16 protein-coding genes and 1 pseudogene are annotated in these 19,386 nt (G+C 70.8%); 7 read left to right on the top strand and 10 right to left on the bottom strand.

Going from position 1 to position 19,386, the window contains the following annotated elements; translation table 11 throughout:
* Positions 1-36: 36 nt before the first annotated feature.
* The 3 genes from ACLF6P_RS09365 (at position 37) to ACLF6P_RS09375 (ending at position 3,453) form a co-directional block, all read left to right on the top strand.
* Positions 37-408, top strand: coding sequence for an STAS domain-containing protein (locus ACLF6P_RS09365; protein WP_415949424.1), 372 nt, complete (start codon positions 37-39; stop codon positions 406-408).
* Positions 409-482: 74 nt separating this feature from the next.
* Complete coding sequence (locus tag ACLF6P_RS09370) at positions 483-1,697, top strand: low temperature requirement protein A (protein WP_415949425.1); 1,215 nt, start codon at positions 483-485, stop codon at positions 1,695-1,697.
* 319 nt (positions 1,698-2,016) lie between these two features.
* Entirely contained in the window at positions 2,017-3,453 is a 1,437-nt protein-coding gene (locus ACLF6P_RS09375) for a PP2C family protein-serine/threonine phosphatase (RefSeq protein ID WP_415949427.1), read from the top strand.
* A 39-nt stretch (positions 3,454-3,492) separates the two neighbouring features.
* Here ACLF6P_RS09375 and ACLF6P_RS09380 read toward each other — a convergent pair whose 3' ends face one another.
* Positions 3,493-4,995: a DNA-binding protein NsdB gene (locus ACLF6P_RS09380; protein ID WP_415949428.1), complete on the bottom strand. Its 1,503-nt coding sequence runs from the start codon at positions 4,993-4,995 to the stop codon at positions 3,493-3,495.
* A gap of 232 nt (positions 4,996-5,227) precedes the next feature.
* On the opposite strand from ACLF6P_RS09380, the gene ACLF6P_RS09385 reads away from it, so the two are divergent.
* Positions 5,228-6,382 (top strand): aminoglycoside phosphotransferase family protein, encoded by a 1,155-nt coding sequence (locus ACLF6P_RS09385; RefSeq protein WP_415949429.1) that lies wholly within the window; start codon positions 5,228-5,230, stop codon positions 6,380-6,382.
* A gap of 305 nt (positions 6,383-6,687) precedes the next feature.
* A pseudogene (locus ACLF6P_RS09390) lies at positions 6,688-8,709 on the top strand (N-acetylmuramoyl-L-alanine amidase); the annotation flags it as partial.
* Between the two features lie 140 nt (positions 8,710-8,849).
* Here the strand turns inward: ACLF6P_RS09390 and ACLF6P_RS09395 are convergent.
* The 3 genes from ACLF6P_RS09395 to ACLF6P_RS09405 form a co-directional block, all read right to left on the bottom strand.
* Positions 8,850-9,350 (bottom strand): hypothetical protein, encoded by a 501-nt coding sequence (locus tag ACLF6P_RS09395; protein ID WP_415949713.1) that lies wholly within the window; start codon positions 9,348-9,350, stop codon positions 8,850-8,852.
* Between the two features lie 185 nt (positions 9,351-9,535).
* Positions 9,536-10,153 carry a dihydrofolate reductase family protein gene (locus tag ACLF6P_RS09400; protein ID WP_415949430.1) on the bottom strand — a complete coding sequence of 206 codons (618 nt, stop codon included), beginning with the start codon at positions 10,151-10,153 and terminating at the stop codon, positions 9,536-9,538.
* A 65-nt stretch (positions 10,154-10,218) separates the two neighbouring features.
* Positions 10,219-11,067 (bottom strand): metalloregulator ArsR/SmtB family transcription factor, encoded by an 849-nt coding sequence (locus ACLF6P_RS09405; protein WP_415949431.1) that lies wholly within the window; start codon positions 11,065-11,067, stop codon positions 10,219-10,221.
* Positions 11,068-11,176: 109 nt separating this feature from the next.
* Here ACLF6P_RS09405 and ACLF6P_RS09410 point away from each other — a divergent pair, with 109 nt between their 5' ends.
* Positions 11,177-11,941 carry a leucine-rich repeat domain-containing protein gene (locus ACLF6P_RS09410; protein WP_415949432.1) on the top strand — a complete coding sequence of 255 codons (765 nt, stop codon included), beginning with the start codon at positions 11,177-11,179 and terminating at the stop codon, positions 11,939-11,941.
* Between the two features lie 46 nt (positions 11,942-11,987).
* Here the strand turns inward: ACLF6P_RS09410 and ACLF6P_RS09415 are convergent, their stop codons facing one another.
* The 6 genes from ACLF6P_RS09415 to ACLF6P_RS09440 all read right to left on the bottom strand — a co-directional run bounded on the left by ACLF6P_RS09415 (position 11,988) and on the right by ACLF6P_RS09440 (position 17,523).
* Complete coding sequence (locus ACLF6P_RS09415; protein ID WP_415949433.1) at positions 11,988-12,731, bottom strand: class I SAM-dependent methyltransferase; 744 nt, start codon at positions 12,729-12,731, stop codon at positions 11,988-11,990.
* Positions 12,732-12,903: 172 nt separating this feature from the next.
* Positions 12,904-13,149, bottom strand: a complete 246-nt coding sequence (locus ACLF6P_RS09420; protein ID WP_415949434.1) for a DUF397 domain-containing protein — start codon at positions 13,147-13,149, stop codon at positions 12,904-12,906.
* Between the two features lie 267 nt (positions 13,150-13,416).
* Positions 13,417-14,589 carry a thiolase domain-containing protein gene (locus ACLF6P_RS09425; protein ID WP_415949435.1) on the bottom strand — a complete coding sequence of 391 codons (1,173 nt, stop codon included), beginning with the start codon at positions 14,587-14,589 and terminating at the stop codon, positions 13,417-13,419.
* Positions 14,586-15,632, bottom strand: a complete 1,047-nt coding sequence (locus ACLF6P_RS09430; RefSeq protein WP_415949436.1) for a thiolase domain-containing protein — start codon at positions 15,630-15,632, stop codon at positions 14,586-14,588. Before ACLF6P_RS09430 ends, ACLF6P_RS09425 begins: the two co-directional genes overlap by 4 nt.
* Positions 15,633-16,622: a Zn-ribbon domain-containing OB-fold protein gene (locus tag ACLF6P_RS09435; RefSeq protein WP_415949437.1), complete on the bottom strand. Its 990-nt coding sequence runs from the start codon at positions 16,620-16,622 to the stop codon at positions 15,633-15,635.
* Between the two features lie 100 nt (positions 16,623-16,722).
* Entirely contained in the window at positions 16,723-17,523 is an 801-nt protein-coding gene (locus tag ACLF6P_RS09440; RefSeq protein WP_415949438.1) for a crotonase/enoyl-CoA hydratase family protein, read from the bottom strand.
* Positions 17,524-17,712: 189 nt separating this feature from the next.
* On the opposite strand from ACLF6P_RS09440, the gene ACLF6P_RS09445 reads away from it, so the two are divergent.
* Positions 17,713-19,335, top strand: coding sequence for an acyl-CoA synthetase (locus ACLF6P_RS09445; protein ID WP_415949439.1), 1,623 nt, complete (start codon positions 17,713-17,715; stop codon positions 19,333-19,335).
* Positions 19,336-19,386: the final 51 nt, after the last annotated feature.

Raw genomic sequence — 19,386 nt, forward strand, 5'->3', positions numbered from 1 at the left:
ACTCCGCGTCACAGGACGGGGGCCTCGGGAGTGGCCATGGGGACCGCGGAGTTCATGTTCGGCCTGGAGCACCGCACAGTGGGGAGCACGCTCTTCCTGCTGCTCAGCGGCGAGCTCGACATCTGGGCGGAAGAGGAACTGGCCCCGCGCACGCTTCGGTTGATCGGTGCCATCCGCCCCGAGGTCGTCATCGATCTGGAGCGGGTGACCTTCCTCGACGCGAGCGGTGTGCGGCTGCTGCTCGCCATTCGCCGTTGCGTGCAGCAGCGCAGGGGCACGGTGCACCTCATACGCGCCCATGGCCAGCCGCAGCTGGTCCTGCAACTGACCGGCCTCGAGCACGATTTCGATCTCCGGGCCGGTGAGCCGGGCGGTCCTTCGGGGCAGGGTCCTGCCGTATCCGCCTGAGCGTCAGAGGCGAGTTGTAAGGTGCCCACGAGGGGCGCGCAGAGGCGTCGCACGGAGTGTCGACTGGGGGGCCGGTGCCTGAGAGCAGGAGTTCATCGCATCTGATTCCGACGGGGGACGACCATCGGGTCACGCCCGCCGAGCTGTTCTTCGACCTCGTCTTCGTCTACGCCATCATGCAGGTGACCGCGATGATGGCCTATGACACCTCGGCGGGCCGCATCGTCGGCTCCCTCGTCGTGCTTGCGCTGCTGTGGTGGTGCTGGTGCTGCTTCGCCTGGCTCGGCAATGTGGTGCGGGCCGATGCGGGCGGGCTGTTCGCCGTGCTCGTGGCGGTGATGGGCGTGATGCTCATCGTGGCGTTCGCCTTGCCCGAGGTGTACGACGACCGGGCCGGTGGCGTCTACGCCCCGTTGGTGTTCGTGCTCTGCTACGGGGCCGTGCGCCTGCTGCATCTCGTCTCGTACTGGATGTCGGCGCCCGACGACCGCGAACTGCGCGCGACCGTGCGCCGCACCGCGCTGACCTCGGTGGCGCCGCCGTTCGCGCTGCTGCTCGTGGGTGCGGCACTCGACGGGACGGCGCGGATCGCCGTCTGGGCCGGGGCGATGGCCATCGACTACGCCATGGTGTTCGTGACCCGCGGATCGGGCTGGCGGGTCTCGTCCCCGGGCCACTTCGCGGAGCGGCACAGCCTGATCGTGATCATCGCACTGGGCGAGTCCCTGGTGTCGATGGGCGTCGGCGTCAGCGACTACGCGCTGACCTGGCCGGTGATGGCCGGCGCCGTGCTGGGCATCGGGGTCGCCTCGGGCATGTGGTGGATGTACTTCCGCAAGGTCGCGGACGTGGCCGAGCACCGGATCGCCCGGGCCGAGGGCGGGGAGCGCACCAAGCTCGCCAGCGAGGTGTACACGTACCTGCATCTGCCGATGATCGCGGGCATCGTCCTCACCGCACTCGGCACCAAGATCGCCCTGCACCAGATCGCCGACCGCGAGCACTACCCGCTGTCCGAACCCCTGCACGGGATCGTGGCGTGGGCACTGCCCGGCGGAGTGGGTCTGTTCCTGCTCGCGTCGGCGGCGGTCCTGGCCAGGGTGTCCGGCAAGGGGTCGCTGGTGCTGCTGACAGGCGGCGGACTGTGCCTGGTGGGCGGCCCGTTGGTGGCCGCGGTCCCCGCGCTCCTGGCGCTCGCGCTGCTCGGGGCCGCGGTCGCGGGCATGGCGGCACTGCACGCGCGGGTGGCGCGCCCGGCGCCGGGCGGGGCGGCGGCTTCCGAGGGTTAGGGCGTGTTTCGAAGGTCGCCCTGGCAGCGAAGAGGCAAGCCGGGCCTTCGGCTTCCCTCGATGCGCCGTGTCCGGATTCGCCGTCTGTGCGGCATCGCCGCTTCGGCCCGGACCTGCGTATTACAACTCCCTTAAGGCTGAGGAGGATTGAGTTTCGGTCAAGATCAGGAAGGGACGAGCGAGCGGCCTTTGGCATATGCCAGAAGCACCACCGTGTCGTGTCTTGCCAAACGCCTTACGGACCCCGCTGACCTGTGCGACAGTCGTAACCGGCCCTTCCGTCAGACTTGGTTGTACCGCGCCTGTATCGGAGTACGAGATGCCGTCCCATATCTTCGCGGACCGCCCCGCCGCACAGCCGCCGGAGCGCGGCACCGTCGACGCGCTGATCCAGCAGACGCGTCGGCTGCGCGGCGAGGTCGACGCGGTGCGCCGGGACACCGCGGTGGACGAGGACGATCCGCAGGGGCGCTGGCAGCGCGCGCTGTGCGAACTCGCCGTGCACCAACTCGACGACCTGGACGAGCATCTGGCACAGCTGCGCGAAGGCGGGCCGGCTGATCCCGCGGAGCAGGAGCTGCTCGACGGGCTGGAGGCCGAGCTGGTCGCACGGCCCGGAAGCGGTTCGCTGCTCAGCCGGGTCGGCAGCGCGGAGTGGAATCTGCTCACCGACGAGGTGGTCTGGTCCGGGGAGCTCTACCAGATCTTCGGCCGCTCCCCCGAGCTGCCGCCGCTCACCCTCGACGAGCTGCCCACGTTCGTGTCCGCGGAGGACCGCGACCGGCTGACGCAGATGGTCACGGACTGCTTGATCGACGGCTCTCCCATCGACGGCGAATTCCGCATCGTCCGCGACGACGACAGCGAGCGCACCGTCCACATGATGGGCGAGCCCGTACTGGACGCCGATGGTTCCACGGCCTCCATGTGGGCGGTCCTGCGGGATGTCAGCGAACTGCGCCGCAGCCAGTCCGCCCTGCGCGAGAGCCGTGACTCGCTGCAGCAGCAGCGGCATCTCGCACAGACCGAGCACCGGCTCGCGGTCCAGCTGCAGGAGGCCGTGCTGCCACCCTGGCGCGGTCCGCTGCGGTTCCCGCAGGGCGGGTCCGACGCCCTTGACCTGGCCGCGCACTATCTGCCCTCGTCGAGCAGCGATCTGATCGGCGGCGACTGGTACGACGCGCTCGAACTGCCCGACGGCGAGACACTGCTCAGCGTCGGCGACCTCACCGGCCATGGGGTGGCGGTCACTTCCGGCATGGCGATGCTGCTCGGCGCACTGCGCGGGATGGCCGTGGCGGGCGCGCAGCCGGGCAGGCTGATGGGCTGGCTGAACCAGTTGGTCGACGCCTCCGCCCAGCCCGCCCTCGGCAGCGCGGTGTGCTGCCGCTACAACCCGCACACCCGCGTCCTCAGCTGGTCGCAGGCCGGCCACCCGGCCCCGCTGCTCTTCCGTCAGGGCACGGGCCGCGCACTCGACACTCCCGAAGGCGTTCTCCTCGGTGCCACTTCGGCCGCCGTCTACGAGCAGGCGAGCGAGCAGCTGCGGCCGGGCGACCTCCTGGTCCTGCACACGGACGGTCTGGCACCCCACCGGGACGGCGAAGCCTCCCGTTCACGGCTGCTTGACCTGGCTCCCCGGTTCGCCACCGCCCGTACGGCGCAGGACTGTGTACGGACCGTGCTGGAGGAGTTCACTCAGCGGGGTGAACGGGAGGACGATGCCTGTGTGTTGGTGGGGCTGGTCGGCAAATAGGTGGGTAACTCGTCGAACCGGTGAGCTCCGCGGGCCCTTTCAGGCCCGCAGCGATCCGCCCCCTCCTTTGGATCCCCTGGACCGCCGTGGGAGCGCCAGCTGGATCTCCTCGCGCAGGTCCTGGATCTTCGCATACCCGGAGTACTGCCCGGTCAGCCGGTACATCTCCCGCAGCCGGTCCCAGGTCCGGTGGGACGAGGTCTCGCCCATGGACATGAGCGCCAGGCGGGCGTAGCGGTCGGCCTGTTCGGGGTCGTCGGCGATGAAGCAGGCCGAGGCCAGGGAGATGTAGTCGAAGATCTGGGAGCGCTGGCGGCCCTTGGCGCGCAGCTCAAGCGCCAGCTTGGCATGGCGCTGTGCGATCGAGGCGGCCGCGGGATCGTGGTCGGCGAGGGTGCGGTAGGCCAGGGCCTGCATGCCGTGCAGATCCGCCTCGTCGAACATCTGCATCCAGCTGGGCGGCGGCACATCACGCTTGTCCGAGACAAAGAGGTCCTCCGCCTCACCGAGCGTACGGCGCATGGCCTGGCCCTTGCCCATCGAGGCCTGGGCCCAGGCCTCGATGGTGTACAGCATTGCCTTCGTACGCGGCAGTACCTCCTCGCCCGAGCCGGACTTGGCGAGTTTCATGAGGTCGAGGGCGTCGTCCGGCCTGCCCAGATGCACCATCTGGCGGGCCGCCCGGGAGAGCGCCTCGCCGGCGCGGGGCCGGTCACCGCCTTCGCGGGCCGCGTGGGCCGCGATGACGAAGTACTTCTGGGCCGCGGGTTCCAGGCCGACGTCGTGCGACATCCAGCCCGCGAGTACGGCGAGGTTGGCGGCGACGCCCCACAGGCGCCGCTGCAGATGGTCGGGGTGACGGTAGGAGAGCATGCCTCCCACCTCGTTGAGCTGCCCCACCACGGCCTTGCGCTGCAGCCCGCCACCGCGGGCCGCGTCCCAGGCGCGGAATACCTCCACCGAGCGCTCCAGCTCCTCGATCTCCTGCGACCCGATGGGGGCGGCCTCGTAGCGGTCGAACCCAGCGGGGTCGGCGTTCAGGGGATCATTGATGAGGGGAGCGTCGGCGGTCGGGGCAGGGTCGGTGTGCAGCCAGTCGTACATGGCGCTGCTGAGTGCGGAGCCCGCGGTGAGCGCGGCGCCCGCGCCCACCAAGCCGCGTCGGTTGAGCATGAGGTCCATTCCCGTGAATTCGATGAGGACCGCAGCAGTCCGCCCGGGCGCCCACGGCATCGAATCGGGGTGGTCGTTCTCCTTTCCACCCTGCCGTTTCCCCGTACGCCCGCGTCGGACCAGACCGAGATCCTCGATGGTCACGACACGGCCGAGTCGCTCGGTGAACAGTGCCGCAAGTACCCGTGGCACCGGATCGCGCGGGATCTCTCCCATATCGATCCAGCGCCGCACACGCGAGGTGTCGGTCGCCAGCTGCGGATGGCCCATGGCCGCCGCCTGCCGGTTGACCAGCCTCGCGAGCTCCCCCTTGGACCAGCCGGCCAGGCCGAACAGGTCGCTGAGTCGGGCGTTGGGTTCACTGCTCACGTCAAGCCCCCAGGTTCTCGGCTGAGTTGACAGTAACCCCCTGTCAGTTGCTGAGCGACTATTCGCCAGGGTTCGCCAGGGTGCACCCGATGGTTCGCCACACCCGCCCGGGTGTCAGGTAGGAATGCGCCACCCCGACCCGGCGGCCGCAGCGCATTCCCCAGGGTGCGTCGGGCGGTCGGGCCGGGAGGCGCACGTGACTTGTCGGCGCACGAAGGGATCTGTCTCGCCCATGTACACAGCATCGTCCTCCGTGTCCGCCCCGCCCCGGCCGTCCACCACCCGGCAGGCCGGGGGCCCCTACCTCGCCCCCGCCCGCCCGACGGCTCCCGTCGTGGGCGGCGGTGGGACGCGGCGGGCCCCGGGTGCTCCCGGCGCGGCGGGCTTCGGCAGCCAACCGCTCAGCGGGCGGCTCGATCTGTCCGGCCCGCAGGGTGCCCAGTTGCGCGCGGCGGTGGCCGCGGTGCACCGGATCTGCCCGGAGTTCAGCCCGGTGCAGGTGCTGCGCCGCAGCGGGCGCTCGGTGCTCCTGGTCGGTACGACGGGGCGGATGACCGCTGTGGCCAAGTGCTTAGTGGATCATTCGCCTGCGTGGGCGGAGCGCAGCCGGCACGAGATAGCCGCATACCGTTCGTTCGTGAGGCACCGCCCCCCGGTGCGGGCACCTCGGCTGATCGCCGCCGATCCCGAGAACGGCACCCTGGTGATCGAGCGGATGCCCGGCCGGGTGGCGGCCCTGCAACGCCACCCGGCCGAGGCCCCGCCGCGTGCCGACGTCAGGGCGGCGCTCGGGGCGATCTGCCGGCTGAACGCCTGGCGGCCGCCCGCGGGTATGTTCGACGCCCCCCTCGACTACGCGGCGCGGATCAACCGCTATCACGAGCTCGGCCTGCTGACCGACCGTGATCTGGACGATCTGCAGAAGCTGTTGCACGGCATCGCGCAGACCGCGGGCGGCGGCTCCCTGGGGCAGTTCTGCCATGGCGACGCCCTGCTGTCGAACATGCTGCTGTCCCCCGCGGGCCCGGTCCTCGTCGACTGGGAGCACGCCGGCTGGTATCTGCCGGGCTACGACCTGGCGACGCTGTGGGCGGTCCTCGCCGACGCACCGGTCGCGCGCCGTCAGATCAGCCAGCTCGCCCAGTCCGCGGGCCCGGCGGCCCGTGATGCCTTCCTGGTCAATCTGATGCTGGTGCTGACCCGGGAGATCAGGACCTACGAGATGGCGGTCCAGCGCACGATGCGCGAGGCGGCACCGGCGGCACCGGGCCCGGCCCATCCCGGCGCCGTGCCCTCCGGCGAGGAGCAGCGGCTGCTGCTCAGGCGGCTGCACGACGACTGTGCACTGGCCCGTCGGGCCGTGCGGGCGGCGGTCGGTACTCGCTGACGGGGAGCGCGAAGGCCCCTCGGCACCTCCACCTTCGGGGTGGAGGTGCCGAGGGGCCTTCGCCTGTGCGCTCGGCCTGTGGCCCGATCAGGTGGATCCGCATTCAGGGCCCATTGGTCCATTCCACTGACGCTGCGCAGGCCGTCCTGCCACCGGGACGGAAACCGCCGAGGAGCGCTCTGACATGGGAAATCCGCGTCTGCATCGCATGATTGACGGATCGTCGGGCAGCCGGTACCACTGACCTCGCCCGGCCCCGTACGCCCCCCACGCGCCCTTGGCGCTCCACCGTTCCGGAGGCTGCTTTGCGACGAGGACCCGATGCCGCCCAGGACTCCGCCGCACGCCGAAGGCTCCCCCGCAAGGCCGGGGCCGCCCTCGCCACGGCCGCGCTGCTGCTGCCCTTGACGGCGGCCGCTCCGTCCGGGAGTGCCGCCCCGTCCGCGAGTGCCGCCCTCGCGGGGAGTGCCGCCCCGCCCGGGAGTCAGGCGCAGGACAGCAAGCTGCAGAGAGCGTTCAGCGCGGCGGCCGAGGAATTCCGGGTGCCGGAGAGTGTGCTGCTCGGTGTCTCGTATCTGCAGTCCCGCTGGGACACCCACGCCGGGGCGCCGAGCGTGGCGGGCGGCTACGGCCCGATGCACCTCACCGACGCCGCCACCGCACTCGCGACTTCCCCGGCCCCGCATCACAGTGACGGTGGCGAGGATGCGCGCGGGGACTCCTCCCGCCCCGCACGCGTCCCCGACCTCGGACTCCCGGAAGCATCCCAACTGCCCGAACGGCTGCGGACCTTGCGCCACGCCGCGAGGCTCACCGGAATCTCGGCGAAGGAGCTGCGGACCGATGCGGCGGCGAATCTGCGCGGCGGTGCGGCGCTGCTCGCCGAGGCGCAGAATCGGGCGGGCGGTCCGCTCAGCGATGATCCCTCCGACTGGTACACGGCCGTCGCCGCCTACTCGGGCGCCGAAGACCGGGCCACGGCCGCCTCGTACGCGGACGAGGTCTTCGCCGTGATCCGCGAAGGTGCCGCGCGCACCACGGATTCCGGCCAGCGCGTCGCGCTCGCGCCCACCAAGGGCGCCGAGCCGGATGCCGCGCGGCTGGGGAGTCTCGGCCTGCGACGGGCCGCGGCGGGGGCGACGGACTGTCCGCGGACGGTGTCCTGCGAGTGGATCCCGGCGCCGTACGAGGAGTTCGGCGAGGGCGACTACGGCAATCACGACAAGGCGAACCGGCCTGCGGACCAGTCGATCGACTACATCGTCGTGCACGACACCGAGGCCACCTGGGAGACGACGCTGCGGCTGGTCCAGGACCCCACGTACGTCTCCTGGCAGTACTCGCTGCGTTCCACCGACGGGCATATCGCGCAGCATCTGAAGCTCGAGGACGTGGGCTGGCACGCCGGGAACTGGGCCGTCAACAGCAAGTCGATCGGCCTTGAGCACGAAGGGTTCCTGGCCGCGCCGGACGCCTGGTACACGGAGGCGATGTACCGGTCATCGGCGCGTCTGGTGAAGTACCTCTCCGAGCGGTACGGCATTCCGCTGGACCGCCAGCACATCCTCGGCCATGACACGGTGCCGGGGCCGGTCTCGGCCAACATCCCGCGGATGCACACGGACCCGGGCCCGTACTGGGACTGGCAGCACTACTTCACCCTGCTCGGCAGGCCCTTCCACCTCAGCGCCTCGCCCTCGGGCGGCCTGGTGACGATCCTGCCCGAGTACGCGGAGCACAGCCCGGAGTTCACCGGCTGCACCGGCGCCGGGGAGAGCTGCCCGGCGCACGGTTCGAGCGCCGTGCGTCTGTACACGGCGCCGGATGAGGGCGCGCCGCTGGTCAGGGACATCGGGCTGCGTCCCGACGGCAGCCCGTCGACGACCGGCGTGAACGATGTCGGCTCGCGGGTCTCGACCGGTCAGCGTTTCGCGCTCGCGGAGCGCGCGGGCGACTGGACCGCGATCTGGTACCTCGGCCAGAAGGCCTGGTTCCACAACCCCAAGGAGCAGCCGACCGCGGTGGACGCGAGCGGGCGGGTGATCACGCCGAAGGCGGGCCGGGCCGAGGTGCCGGTGTACGGGCGGGCCTATCCGGAGGCGGCCGCGTACGAGGGCACGGGGATCGCTCCGCGGCCGGTGTCGCCGCTTCCGTACAAGCTGCTCGCCGGGCAGGAGTACGCGGTCGGTGACCGGGTCAGGGGCGAGTACTTCTTCTCGCCGACCTTCGAGGTCGAAGGCCATCGGGTGGTGCGCGGCGAGGACGTGTACTACGAGATCCAGTTCGGGCACCGGGTGGCGTTCGTACGGGCCGCGGACGTGGACATCAGCCGTCACGCGACTGACCGCCCGGGCGGACCGGGCGGACCGGGCGGACCGGGAACGCGGGCAGGGGATGCGGACCGGGAAGGCGGACATACGGCGGGGCCGCGGTGGTGCACCGCGTCCCCGTTGTCGTGTCCCGGCGCTCAGGCCTGCTGGAAGAGCTCCGCGGGCAGCGGCTTGAGCAGGGCGTACAGATCGTCGGTGATGGGGCGGTCCCAGGCGGCGATGGTCACCAGGACGTTGTCGCTGCGGTCGAACTGGACGCAGGAGATGCGGCTCTCGGAGAGCTTGAGGCGGCGCACGATCAGCAGGTTGTCCCCCTGCATCACCGGGACGTCCTCGACGGCGACGACCTCGATCTCCTCCTCGTTCTCCAGCGCGAGCAGCAGCTGGGCGACCTCGAAGGGCACCTGCTTCTCGCCGAGGTCCCGGGCCGGGGAGCCCTCGGGGAGGTTGCCGATGACCATGGCGGGGCCGCGGCCGCCGAACAGGTCGTAGCGCAGGAAGACGCCCTGGCAGCTGCCGTCGGGGGCGGGGAGCAGGCCCGCGCCGAGATTGCCCGGCCAGTCTCCCGGATCCATGGCGAGGACATCGAAGTCCGGCCCGGCGGGGGTGGGGGCGCTGCGGCGGCGGAGGAAGGACATGCGTCCCATGGTACGTGGCTGCGTGCCGTTCCCGTCGCCGGGGACGGGGATGTGCGGTGCCCGTGGGGCCGGGGTGCGGGCCAGGGTGCCGACTGCGGTGCGGGCCGCGGTGCGGCTCGGTGCGCGGCTCGGCAGGGCCATGTTCGCCGCCGGTGCGTCCGGACCGGGCGGGCGCTGCGGGCCGGTCAGCGGATCCGGTCGTAGATCAGGGCGAGTTCACCCCGTTCGCCGGTCTCCTGGTGGGCGAGGGTCCACTGTGTGGCGGGCAGTCCGTCCTCGAAGAGGCGCTCGCCGCCGCCCGTGACCTCGGGGCAGATCAGGAGGTGGAGGCGGTCCACGAGGTCGGCGGCGAGGAGGGGCTTGAGGATGCTGGGGGCCGTGTTGACGAGGATGTCGCCCGCTTCCTCGCCCTCTGCTGCGCCCTCGGTCTTGAGGTCGCGGATGATGTCCGCCGGGGATCCGTTCACGATGCGGGTGCGGTCCCACGGCGCCTCGGTCAGGGTGTTGGAGAAGACCACCTTCTCGGCGTTGACCAGCCACTTCGCGTAGCCGCGGTCGCGGGGATCCGCGCTCTCGTCCTCGGCGACCGCCGACCAGTAGCCGAGGAACCCGAGGGCGTTGCCCCGGCCGAAGACGGCCGTGGTCTTGCCCTCCCAGATCCGGGTGAGGTGCTCGCGGGCGGCCTCGGTGACGGCATACGGAACGATCGGGCCCAGGTCGCCGGGGCCGCCGGCTCCGTGGTAACGCCCGTCGAGGGTGAGGCTGATGTTGGCGGTCACCTTGCGTGTGGTCGGGGTGCTCATCGTGTGTTCTCCCTGGTTTCGTCGCTGGTTCGGCGTCCGGCTTCGTCACTTGCCGGATGCGGGTGTCAAGTCATGTGGTTGGGGCGAGTTGCGGCGAGGAGCTCGCCGAGCCGGTCGAGGACCTGGGTCCAGCCGGTCTCGATGCCGGCGATGAAGGGAGCCGCTTCCGCGACCGTCGCGGAGAGCACGAGGGCGAGGCGGAGCCGAGTGCCGCGCCTGCCGTCCGCGGTCTGTTCCTTGCCTTCGCCGGCATCGGCGAGTGTCAGGTCGTAGTGCCCGGAGAAGGCGGCGGCTCCCGCGGCATCACGTACGGACAGGTCGAAGACGAGGCGCTCGCCCTCCGTCGCCGTGTGCACGCGGCCCGAGGAGTGGTAGGTGCCCTCCGCGTCGCGGTAGTCGAGGACGGCGCGGCCGCCCGCCACGGGTTCGAGCGCGCAGTCGGTCACCGTCAGGGACGGAGGCGCCCACCAGGCGGCGAGGAGTTCCGGGTCGGTCCAGTGGCGCCAGACCGTGCCGCGGTCCGCCGTGAAGCTCCGTTCGAAGACGAAGCTGCGGCCGTCCGCCCAGCGGTCACCGCCGCGCTCGGCGGCGGCCGCCTCCTCCGCGACGGCGGCCTGGTAGCGGGTGAGGACGTCGAGCTCGCCCCGGTGTGCACCGGCCGTCTCGACGAGCGCGAGCAGCCGCTGCCCGAGGGCTTCGAGCGACGCCGCCTCGATCGCGTAGACGCGTCGCTGGCCGAGCGGATGGACGCTGGCGAGTCCGGCGCGTACGAGGGTCTGGAGGTGCTTGGTGGTCTGCGGCTGCCGCAGGCCGGTCAGCTCGGCGAGCTCGCCGACGGAACGGGGGCGTACGGCGAGCAGCTCGACGATGCGCCAGCGGGCGGTGTCGCCGAGTGCGGATGCGATCTGCTCCATGACGAGAAATATTCTCCGATGCGAATATCCTTGTCAAGGAATATCTTTGGCTCGATTCCGCGGGAGCGCGCTAGCTTCGGCCTCACCGATAAGCGGAAGGGGTGGCCGTATGGCGGAGGATCTCCGGCGGTCGGCGGCGGGAGCTGCTGGGGTCGTGACGCAGGTCAATCACTGGCAGGGCGGGCTGGCGGAGTTGCCCGACGACATCTGGCAGCCCGGGGTGGAGGTGCTGATCCTCGCGGACAACGCACTGACCGAGCTGCCTGCCCGGATCGGCAGCCTCCGCCGCCTGCACACCCTCGACCTCGGCCACAACCGGCTGACCTCGCTGCCGCCGGAGATCGGTGAGCTGACCGGACTCTCGCGGTGTCTGTATCTGCACGACAACCGGCTGACTTCCCTGCCGGAGTCGCTGGGCCGTCTCGGTCGGCTGCGTTACCTGAACGTCGGGGACAATCCGCTCGGCGAACTGCCCGGCAGCCTGGGCGGGCTGACCTCGCTGGTCGAGCTGCGCGCCCAGCGCAGCAGGCTGAGTGCGCTTCCGGACAGCCTGGGTGAGCTCACCTCGCTGCGTGAGCTGTGGCTGCGCGGCAACCGGCTCACCGGATTTCCGCCCGGCGTGCGGGACTTGCGCGAACTGCGGGAGGTCGAGCTGCGCGAGAACCGCTTCCGGGAGATCCCTGGCGGCCTGCGAGGTCTCCCCCGCCTGCGCCGAGTCGATCTGCGCGGCAACCAGGTGCGCACCCTGCCTCGCTGGCTCGCCGAGCTGCCCGCCCTGGAGAAGCTCGACCTGCGGTGGAATCCGCTGGAGGCCGGCGGGTGTGCGGCGGTGACGGAGGAGCTGGAGCGGCACGGGTGCGTTGTGCTGCGCTGACCCGGGCGGGCAGTGAGCGGGGCTCCTGCCCACCCGGATCATGGGGTCAGGCGCGGCAGCGGGCCAGCTCCAGGGGCGGGTTGACGAACAGGTCCGCCCAGAAGTCCTCGCCGTACTGCTCGACGCCGGCGTCCGAGACGTGCAGCGGGACCCACTCCAGGTCGGTGAAGCCGGCAGCCGCCAGGGACGTCTCGTACACCTCACGGCTCGGGCGCGCGGTCACGAAGCTGACCGGGTGCTCCGGCAGGTGGGCGGTGAGGCGTACGAGCGGGCCGGTCTCCGCCTCCTCCCCGGTCAGTTCGCTGCGGAGGCCGTACTTGTCGATCGAGGGTCCGTCGAAGCGGAAATCGGGCGACTGATTGAGGAGGAAGAACTCGCCGCCGGGCCTGAGGCTGCGATGGATGTTGCGGCACATCCGCTCCATCGCGGCGCGGTCCTCGGCGTAGTGCAGCAGCTGCACGCCCACGGCGAGGTCGAACTGCTCTCCGAGGTCGCGCAGTTCGGCCGCGTCTGCCACCTCATAGCGCACGCCGAGCGGTTCGGCCTCCTCCAGGCGCTTCGATACGGCGATCATCTCGCCGGAGATGTCGATCCCGAGCACGTCGGTGGCGCCGCGGCGCTTGAACTCCCGGCTGTAGAAGCCGGTTCCGGAGGCAAGGTCGAGGACCGACTTGCCCCGCACGTCGCCGACCAGCGCCAGTACGCTGGGTACCTCTCCGTACTGGGCCAGCGGCAGCGCCTTGAAGCCCTCGAAGGCCTCGCCGATTCCGTCGTAAAGCTGTGTGCTCATCGCGTTATGCCCCCGCACATCGTCGGATCGCGGCAGGCTGCCGCGCGTCGTGTGAGGAGTACATCGCCCGCCGGGGCCGCCCAGCCAGGCGTGGAAGGTATGAAGTGCCGAGGCGACCGGGGCCGGGAGTTCGTATAGATCTACGAGGGTGGCGGGCCCGCGGGTCGCCGCGCTACGTGAGGTCGAACTCGCCGTCCCGCGCGCCCAGTACGAACGCCCGCCACTCGGCGGGCGTGAAGATCAGGGAGGGGCTCTCGGGGCGGCCGCCGTTGCGCATCGCGATGAAGCCCTCCACGAAGGCGATCTGCACGTCCCCCTGGTTGCGGGTGCCCGACTGCCATTCGGCACGGCTCAGGTCGAGTTCGGGCTTCTCCCGCCCCTCGAACGGGTGCTGTCGGGTGGTGGTGCTTTCGGCCACGTCCCTGCTCCTCCCGGTATGTCGTCCGCATGGGCCAGCCTAGCGAGCGGCACCGTCGCCGGACAGAGCGCGGAGGCGAGTAGGCACGGAGGCATGGAGGCGAAGAGGCAAGGAGGCGCAGAGACAAGGAGGCGCGGAGACAAGGAGGCGCGGAGACAAGGAGGCGCGGAGACAAGGAGGCGAGGGGGGCATGGAGTGCAAGGTATGGGCGCGGTCGCCGGGCAGGCCGCGGAAGGCGGGCGGCCTGCCCGGCGCCGCCGTCTCGGCTCAGCTCTGTGGCGGCTGCGAGCCGACCAGCCACATCGCGAAGAACTGTGAACCGCCGCCGTACGCATGGCCGAGGGCCTTGCGCGCGCCTTCGACCTGATGTGCGCCGGCCTGGCCGCGTACCTGCAGCGCCGCCTCGGCGAAGCGGATCATCCCGGAGGCGCCGATGGGGTTGGTGGAGAGCACCCCGCCGGAGGCGTTGACGGGCAGATCGCCCTCGATCTCGGTGACGCCCGCCTCGGTGAGCTTCCAGCCCTCGCCCTCGTCCGCGAAGCCCAGGTTCTCCAGCCACATCGGCTCGTACCAGGAGAACGGCACGTAGATCTCGGCGAGGTCGATCTCGGCCCGCGGGTCCTTGATGCCGGCCTGCCGGTAGACGTCGGCCGCGCAGTCCCGTCCGGCGCGTGGGGAGACGAAGTCCTTGCCGGCGAACATCGTCGGCTCGGAGCGCATCGCCCCGCCGTGCATCCAGGCCGGCGGCCGCGGTGAACGGGCCGCGCCCGTACGGTCGGTGAGGATCATGGCGCAGGCGCCGTCGGAGGACGGGCAGGTCTCGGAGTAGCGCACCGGGTCCCAGAGCATCGGCGAGGACTGCACCTTCTCCAGGGTGATGTCCTTCTCGTGCAGGTGCGCGTACGGGTTCTTCAGCGCGTTGCGCCGGTCCTTGTACGCGACGAGCGAGCCGATGTGGTCGGGTGCGCCGGTGCGCCGCATGTAGGCGCGGACATGGGGCGCGAAGAACCCGCCCGCACCGGCGAGCAGCGGCTGCTGGAAGGGCACGGGCAGCGAGAGGCCCCACATCGCATTGGACTCGGACTGCTTCTCGAAGGCGAGGGTGAGCACCGTCCGGTGCACCCGCGAGGAGACGAGGTTGGAGGCGACGAGTGCTGTCGAGCCGCCGACGGAGCCCGCGGTGTGCACCCGCAACATCGGCTTGCCGACGGCGCCCAGCGCGTCGGCGAGGTAGAGCTCCGGCATCATGACGCCCTCGAAGAAGTCGGGCGCCTTGCCGATCACGACGGCGTCGATGTCGGCCCAGCTCAGCTCCGCGTCGGCGAGGGCCCGCTGCGCCGCCTCGCGTACGAGTCCGGCGATGGAGACGTCCTTGCGCGAGGCGACATGCTTGGTCTGGCCGATGCCGACGACGGCCACCGGCTCTTTCGCGGCGCTCACTGCGCGTCTCCTTCCAGTACGGCGACCAGGTTCTGCTGCAGGCAGGGGCCGGAGGTCGCGTGGGCGAGTGCGCGTTCTGACTCGCCGTGGTGGATGCGGGCCGCGGCCTCGCCGATACGGACCAGGCCGGCGGCCATCATCGTGTTGGCGGCGAGGGCGCCGCCGGACGGGTTGACCCTCACATCGTCGCCGAGCTTCAGGGCCTTGCGCAGGACGACCTCCTGCGAAGTGAAGGGTGCATGCAACTCGGCGGTGTCCACGGGCCTTTCGAAGGCTCCGGCGCGTTCGGCGGCGAGCCGCGCCGAGGGCGAGTCCGTCAGGTCGCGTACGCCGAGGCTGTGTGCCTCGATGCGGTGGTCCATGCCGCGGATCCACGCGGGCCGTTCGCACAGCTCGCGCGCCTTGTCGCCGGCGGCGAGGATGACGGCCGCGGCGCCGTCGCTGACCGGCGGGCAGTCGCCCTTGCGCAGCGGACGCACCACATAGTCGCCCTGCGGCACCGAACCGGTCACCTGGGCGTGCGGGTTGGTCTCGGCGGCCTCGCGGCTGCGGGCGGCGATGCCCGCAAGCGCCGGTTCGTCGGTCTCGCCGGTGTCGATCAGGGCCTGGGCCTGCAGCGCGGCGAGTGCGACCGAGTCCGGCCACAACGGGGCGACGTAGTACGGGTCGAGCTGGCGGGTCAGCACATCGCGGACGGAGCCGGGCGAGGACTTGCCGTAGGAGTAGACGAGCGCGGTGTCGACCTCGCCCGTGAGGATCTTCACCCAGGCCTCGTACAGCGCCCAGGCGCCGTCCATCTCCACATGCGATTCGGAGACCGGCGGCCAGGCGCCCACCCCGTCGAGGGTCATCGTGAAGGAGAAGGCGCGGCCCGCGAGATAGTCGCAGGAGCCGGAGCAGGTGAAGCCGATATCGCTCGCGCGCAGCCCCGTCTGCTCCTTGACCTGGTGCAGGACCGGCATGAGCAGTTCGACCTCGGACTGCTCGTCCGAGTGCCGCACATGCTCGCTCTGCGCGAAGGCGACGATCGCGACCTCTCGCATCTACACCAGCTCCTTGTACGTGTCGTAGTCGGCGTCCGGTTCGCCGGTGGGGCGGTAGTGGTCGGGGTAGCGGCTGCCTGACGAGGACTCGGCCCACACCGGTTCGACGCGCAGGCCCATGCGGACCTGGTCGTACGGGATGCCGGCGATGCGGCCGTGCAGGGCGAGGTCGGCGCCGTCGAGTGCGATGTGCGCGTACACATAGGGCAGTTCGATGTCGAGGTTCTTCGCCTTGACGTTGACGATGCAGAAGGTGGTGACGGTCCCCGCCGGTCCGACTTCGACCTGCTCGTCGGTGGCGACCCCGCAGGTCGGGCAGGCGCCGCGCGGCGGCACGTAGACCTTGGCGCAGTTCGGGCAGCGCTCGCCGACGGCCTTCTGTTCGGCGAGGGCGTTGATGTAGCCGCTCTGGGCACGGCCGGGTGAGTAGGTGTAGTCGAGGCGGGCGGGGGCGATGATGCCGGTCACCTGGCCCTCGAAGCGGCCTTCGTGCGGGCGCGCTTCCCGGCTCTCACCGCGTTCGCCGCCTCCTCCGCCGTCACCACCCGCATCGCCTTCGTACGGCTCGAAGCAGGCGATGTCGGTGATGGCGCCGGGGCGTTCCTCGGCCCAGCGGATCCGTACCCGCATGCCGGTGTGCACGGCGTCCGGGCCTTCGGCGTCGAGCGCGTGCAGCAGGGCAGTGTCGGCGCCGTCGAGTTTCACCAGGACCCAGGCGAAGGGACGGTCGAGGGGCTGGCCGCGGCGGGGCTCGGCGTTCCAGGCCCAGGTGGTGACGGTGCCGACGGGTTCGACCTCGAAGAGTTCGCGCAGCTCTTCGGCGGTCTCGGGGTCGTATTCGACGGGCGGTACGAGGATCTTGCCGCCCCCGGTCCGGACCCCGAGGACGGTGCGCTCGCGCAGGCCGGTGAGGAAGGCGCTCTGCACCGGGCCGAGGGAGCGGGTGAAGGGGAACTCGACGACCAGGGGTGCTTTGAGGAGTTCGGGCACGTGGGTGTCTCCTTGGCTACGGGAACGAGGCGGACGCTCAGGCTGCGGGAACGGCGGGGCGGCCGCCGCTCAGCCACGCTCGTCACGGGGATGGCACTGCTCAAGCGCGCTTGTAGACGGGCGGGCGCTTCTCGGCGAAGGCCTTCGGCCCTTCCTTGGCGTCCTCGGTGGCGAAGATCGGCCAGCCGCGTTCCAGTTCGGACCTGAGCCCTTCGGTCTCGGTCATCTCCGCCGTCTCGTAGACGGAGGCCTTGACCGCTTCGACGGCGAGCGGGCCGCAGGCGTTGACCCGCTCGGCGATCTCGAGCGCCTTGTCGAGGGCCTGCCCCTCGGGGACGACATTGCCGATCAGGCCGATGGAGAGCGCCTCGGCGGCGCTGTAGTGGCGGCCGGTGAGCAGCATCTCCAGGGCGTGGGTCCGGGGGATCTGCCGTTGCAGGCGGACCGTCGAGCCGCCGATGGGGAAGAGCGCCCGCTTGACCTCGGAGAGCCCGAAGGTGGCGCTCTCGCCGGCCACCCGGATGTCCGTGCCCTGGAGGATCTCGGTGCCGCCGGCCACGCAGTAGCCTTCGACGGCGGCGATCACCGGCTTCTTCGGCCGGTGGTGGCGCAGCATGGCCTTCCAGTGGAGATCCGGGTCCTCCTTCATCCGCTCCCGGTACTGCTGTCCGGCCATGCCCTTGCCCGCGAGTACCTTGAGGTCCATGCCCGCGCAGAAATCGCCGCCCGCGCCGGTGAGCACGATGGAGCGGACCGAGTCGTCCGCGTCGGCTTCGAGCCAGCCGTCGTAGAGGCCGACGAGCAGCGGCAGCGAGAGGGCGTTCTTGGCCTCGGGCCGGTTCATCGTCAGTACGAGTGTCGCGCCTTTGCGCTCCACGGTGAGGTGTTCGGTCCCGCCCATGTGCTGCCTCCCGCTCCGTCGGCCTCAAGACCTAGAACAGGTTGCAGTAGGCGGGGGTCCAGTTCAATAGTTTTCTGACAGCCAGTCAGATTTCTTGTTCCGGTCCCCTTCCCAGTTCCGCGCACCGGCGATCTAATGACCGCCGAGCGAGCACGTGCGTACGGGTTTCGTCCGGTGTCAGGAGGAACGGTGGAGTACAACCTTGCCGATCTGTTCGAGTCGATCGTCGACGTGGTACCGGACCGCGAGGCGCTGGTCTACGTCGACCACCCGGGCACGGGGGCCGAGCGCCGGCTCACCTACCGCGAACTCGACGAGGCCGCCAACCGCATCGCCCACCATCTGATCGCCTCGGGCCTCAGGCCCGGCGAGCACCTGGGGCTGCACCTGTACAACGGCGTCGAGTACGTGCAGACCCTGCTCGCCTGCCTCAAGGCGCGCCTCGTACCGGTGAACGTCAACTACCGGTACGTGGAGGAGGAGCTGGTGTACCTGTACAAGGACGCCGATCTCGTGGCCCTCGTCTTCGATGCCGAGTTCACCGAGCGGGTGGCCGCGGCGCTCCCGCAGACGCGCAGGCTGCGGCATCTGCTGCGGGTGGGCCGGGCGCCCGCCGACGCACCCGCCCTCGACGTCGTCGAGTTCACCGAGGCGGAGGCGGCCGGCTCAACCGGACGGGGCTTCGGGCCACGCTCGGCAGACGACCTGTTCATCATCTACACCGGCGGCACGACCGGGATGCCCAAGGGGGTGATGTGGCGCCAGGAGGACCTGTTCTTCGCGGGCCTGTTCGGCGGCGCACCCTCCGGTGAGCCCGTGCAGCGGCCCGAGGAGCTGGCCGAGCGGGTGGCGGCGGGCGGTGCGGGGCTGACCTTCTTCCCCACTCCCCCGCTGATGCACGGCACCTCGACACTCACCACGTTCGTGGCCTTCGACTACGGGCAGCGGGTCGTGCTGCACCGCAAGTACTCGCCCGAGGACGTGCTGCGCACGATCGAGAAGGAGAAGGTCTTCAGCGTCTCCCTGGTCGGCGATGCGATGCTGCGGCCTCTTGTGGACGCGCTGCGCGGCCCGTGCAAGGGCACGGACATGTCCTCGCTGTTCAGCCTCTCCTCCTCCGGCGCGATCATGTCGGACACGGTCCGCGCGCAGTTCCAGGAGCTGGTGCCGAACGTCATGCTCCTGAACAACTTCGGCTCATCCGAGTCCGGTTCCAACGGTCGGGCGACGGCGGACTCGGGGCCCGACAAGGGGTTCCGTATCGAGGTCAACGAGCGGACGCAGGTGGTCGATCCGGCCACGTACGAGCCGGTGGCGGTGGGCGAGGTGGGGCGGCTCGCCCAGCGCGGCCATGTGCCGCTCGGCTACTACAACGACCCGGTGAAGACCGCCGAGACCTTCTTCCAGCGGGACGGTCAGCGCTGGGTGCTGCTCGGCGACATGGCCACGGTCGACGAGGAGGGCATCGTGACCGTCCTCGGCCGTGGTTCGCAGTGCATCAACACGGGCGGCGAGAAGGTCTATCCCGAGGAGGTCGAGCAGGCCCTCAAATCGCACCCGGATGTGTACGACGCCCTGGTCGCGGGCGTGCCCGACCCGAAGTGGGGCAACCACGTGGCCGCGGTCGTCCAACTGCGCGACGGTGCCACCGAGCTGACCCTGGACGCGGTCCAGGCCCACTGCCGCACCCATGTCGCGGGCTACAAGATCCCGCGCCGCCTTGTCGTGGCGGACCGCATCCAGCGCTCCCCCAGCGGGAAGGCGGACTACCGCTGGGCGAAGGCGCTGGCCGAGAAGGACGCTGGGCTGTAGAGCCTCAGGGGGGTGGGGCTCTGGGGGGGGTGGGGCCTCGAAGGGGTTCGA

Origin of the sequence: Streptomyces lothianensis (genome assembly GCF_047779955.1) — a bacterium.
In the GTDB taxonomy this organism is placed as follows: domain Bacteria; phylum Actinomycetota; class Actinomycetes; order Streptomycetales; family Streptomycetaceae; genus Streptomyces.

Bases quoted from the DNA above. Each gene is read 5' to 3' on its own strand.
- ACLF6P_RS09415 (WP_415949433.1), bottom strand. From the start codon at position 12,731: ATGAGCACACAGCTTTACGACGGAATCGGCGAGGCCTTCGAGGGCTTC.
- ACLF6P_RS09410 (WP_415949432.1), top strand. From the start codon at position 11,177: ATGGCGGAGGATCTCCGGCGGTCGGCGGCGGGAGCTGCTGGGGTCGTG.
- ACLF6P_RS09365 (WP_415949424.1), top strand. From the start codon at position 37: ATGGGGACCGCGGAGTTCATGTTCGGCCTGGAGCACCGCACAGTGGGG.
- ACLF6P_RS09440 (WP_415949438.1), bottom strand. From the start codon at position 17,523: ATGGGCGGGACCGAACACCTCACCGTGGAGCGCAAAGGCGCGACACTC.
- ACLF6P_RS09405 (WP_415949431.1), bottom strand. From the start codon at position 11,067: ATGGAGCAGATCGCATCCGCACTCGGCGACACCGCCCGCTGGCGCATC.
- ACLF6P_RS09400 (WP_415949430.1), bottom strand. From the start codon at position 10,153: ATGAGCACCCCGACCACACGCAAGGTGACCGCCAACATCAGCCTCACC.
- ACLF6P_RS09395 (WP_415949713.1), bottom strand. From the start codon at position 9,350: ATGTCCTTCCTCCGCCGCCGCAGCGCCCCCACCCCCGCCGGGCCGGAC.
- ACLF6P_RS09430 (WP_415949436.1), bottom strand. From the start codon at position 15,632: ATGCGAGAGGTCGCGATCGTCGCCTTCGCGCAGAGCGAGCATGTGCGG.
- ACLF6P_RS09375 (WP_415949427.1), top strand. From the start codon at position 2,017: ATGCCGTCCCATATCTTCGCGGACCGCCCCGCCGCACAGCCGCCGGAG.
- ACLF6P_RS09385 (WP_415949429.1), top strand. From the start codon at position 5,228: ATGTACACAGCATCGTCCTCCGTGTCCGCCCCGCCCCGGCCGTCCACC.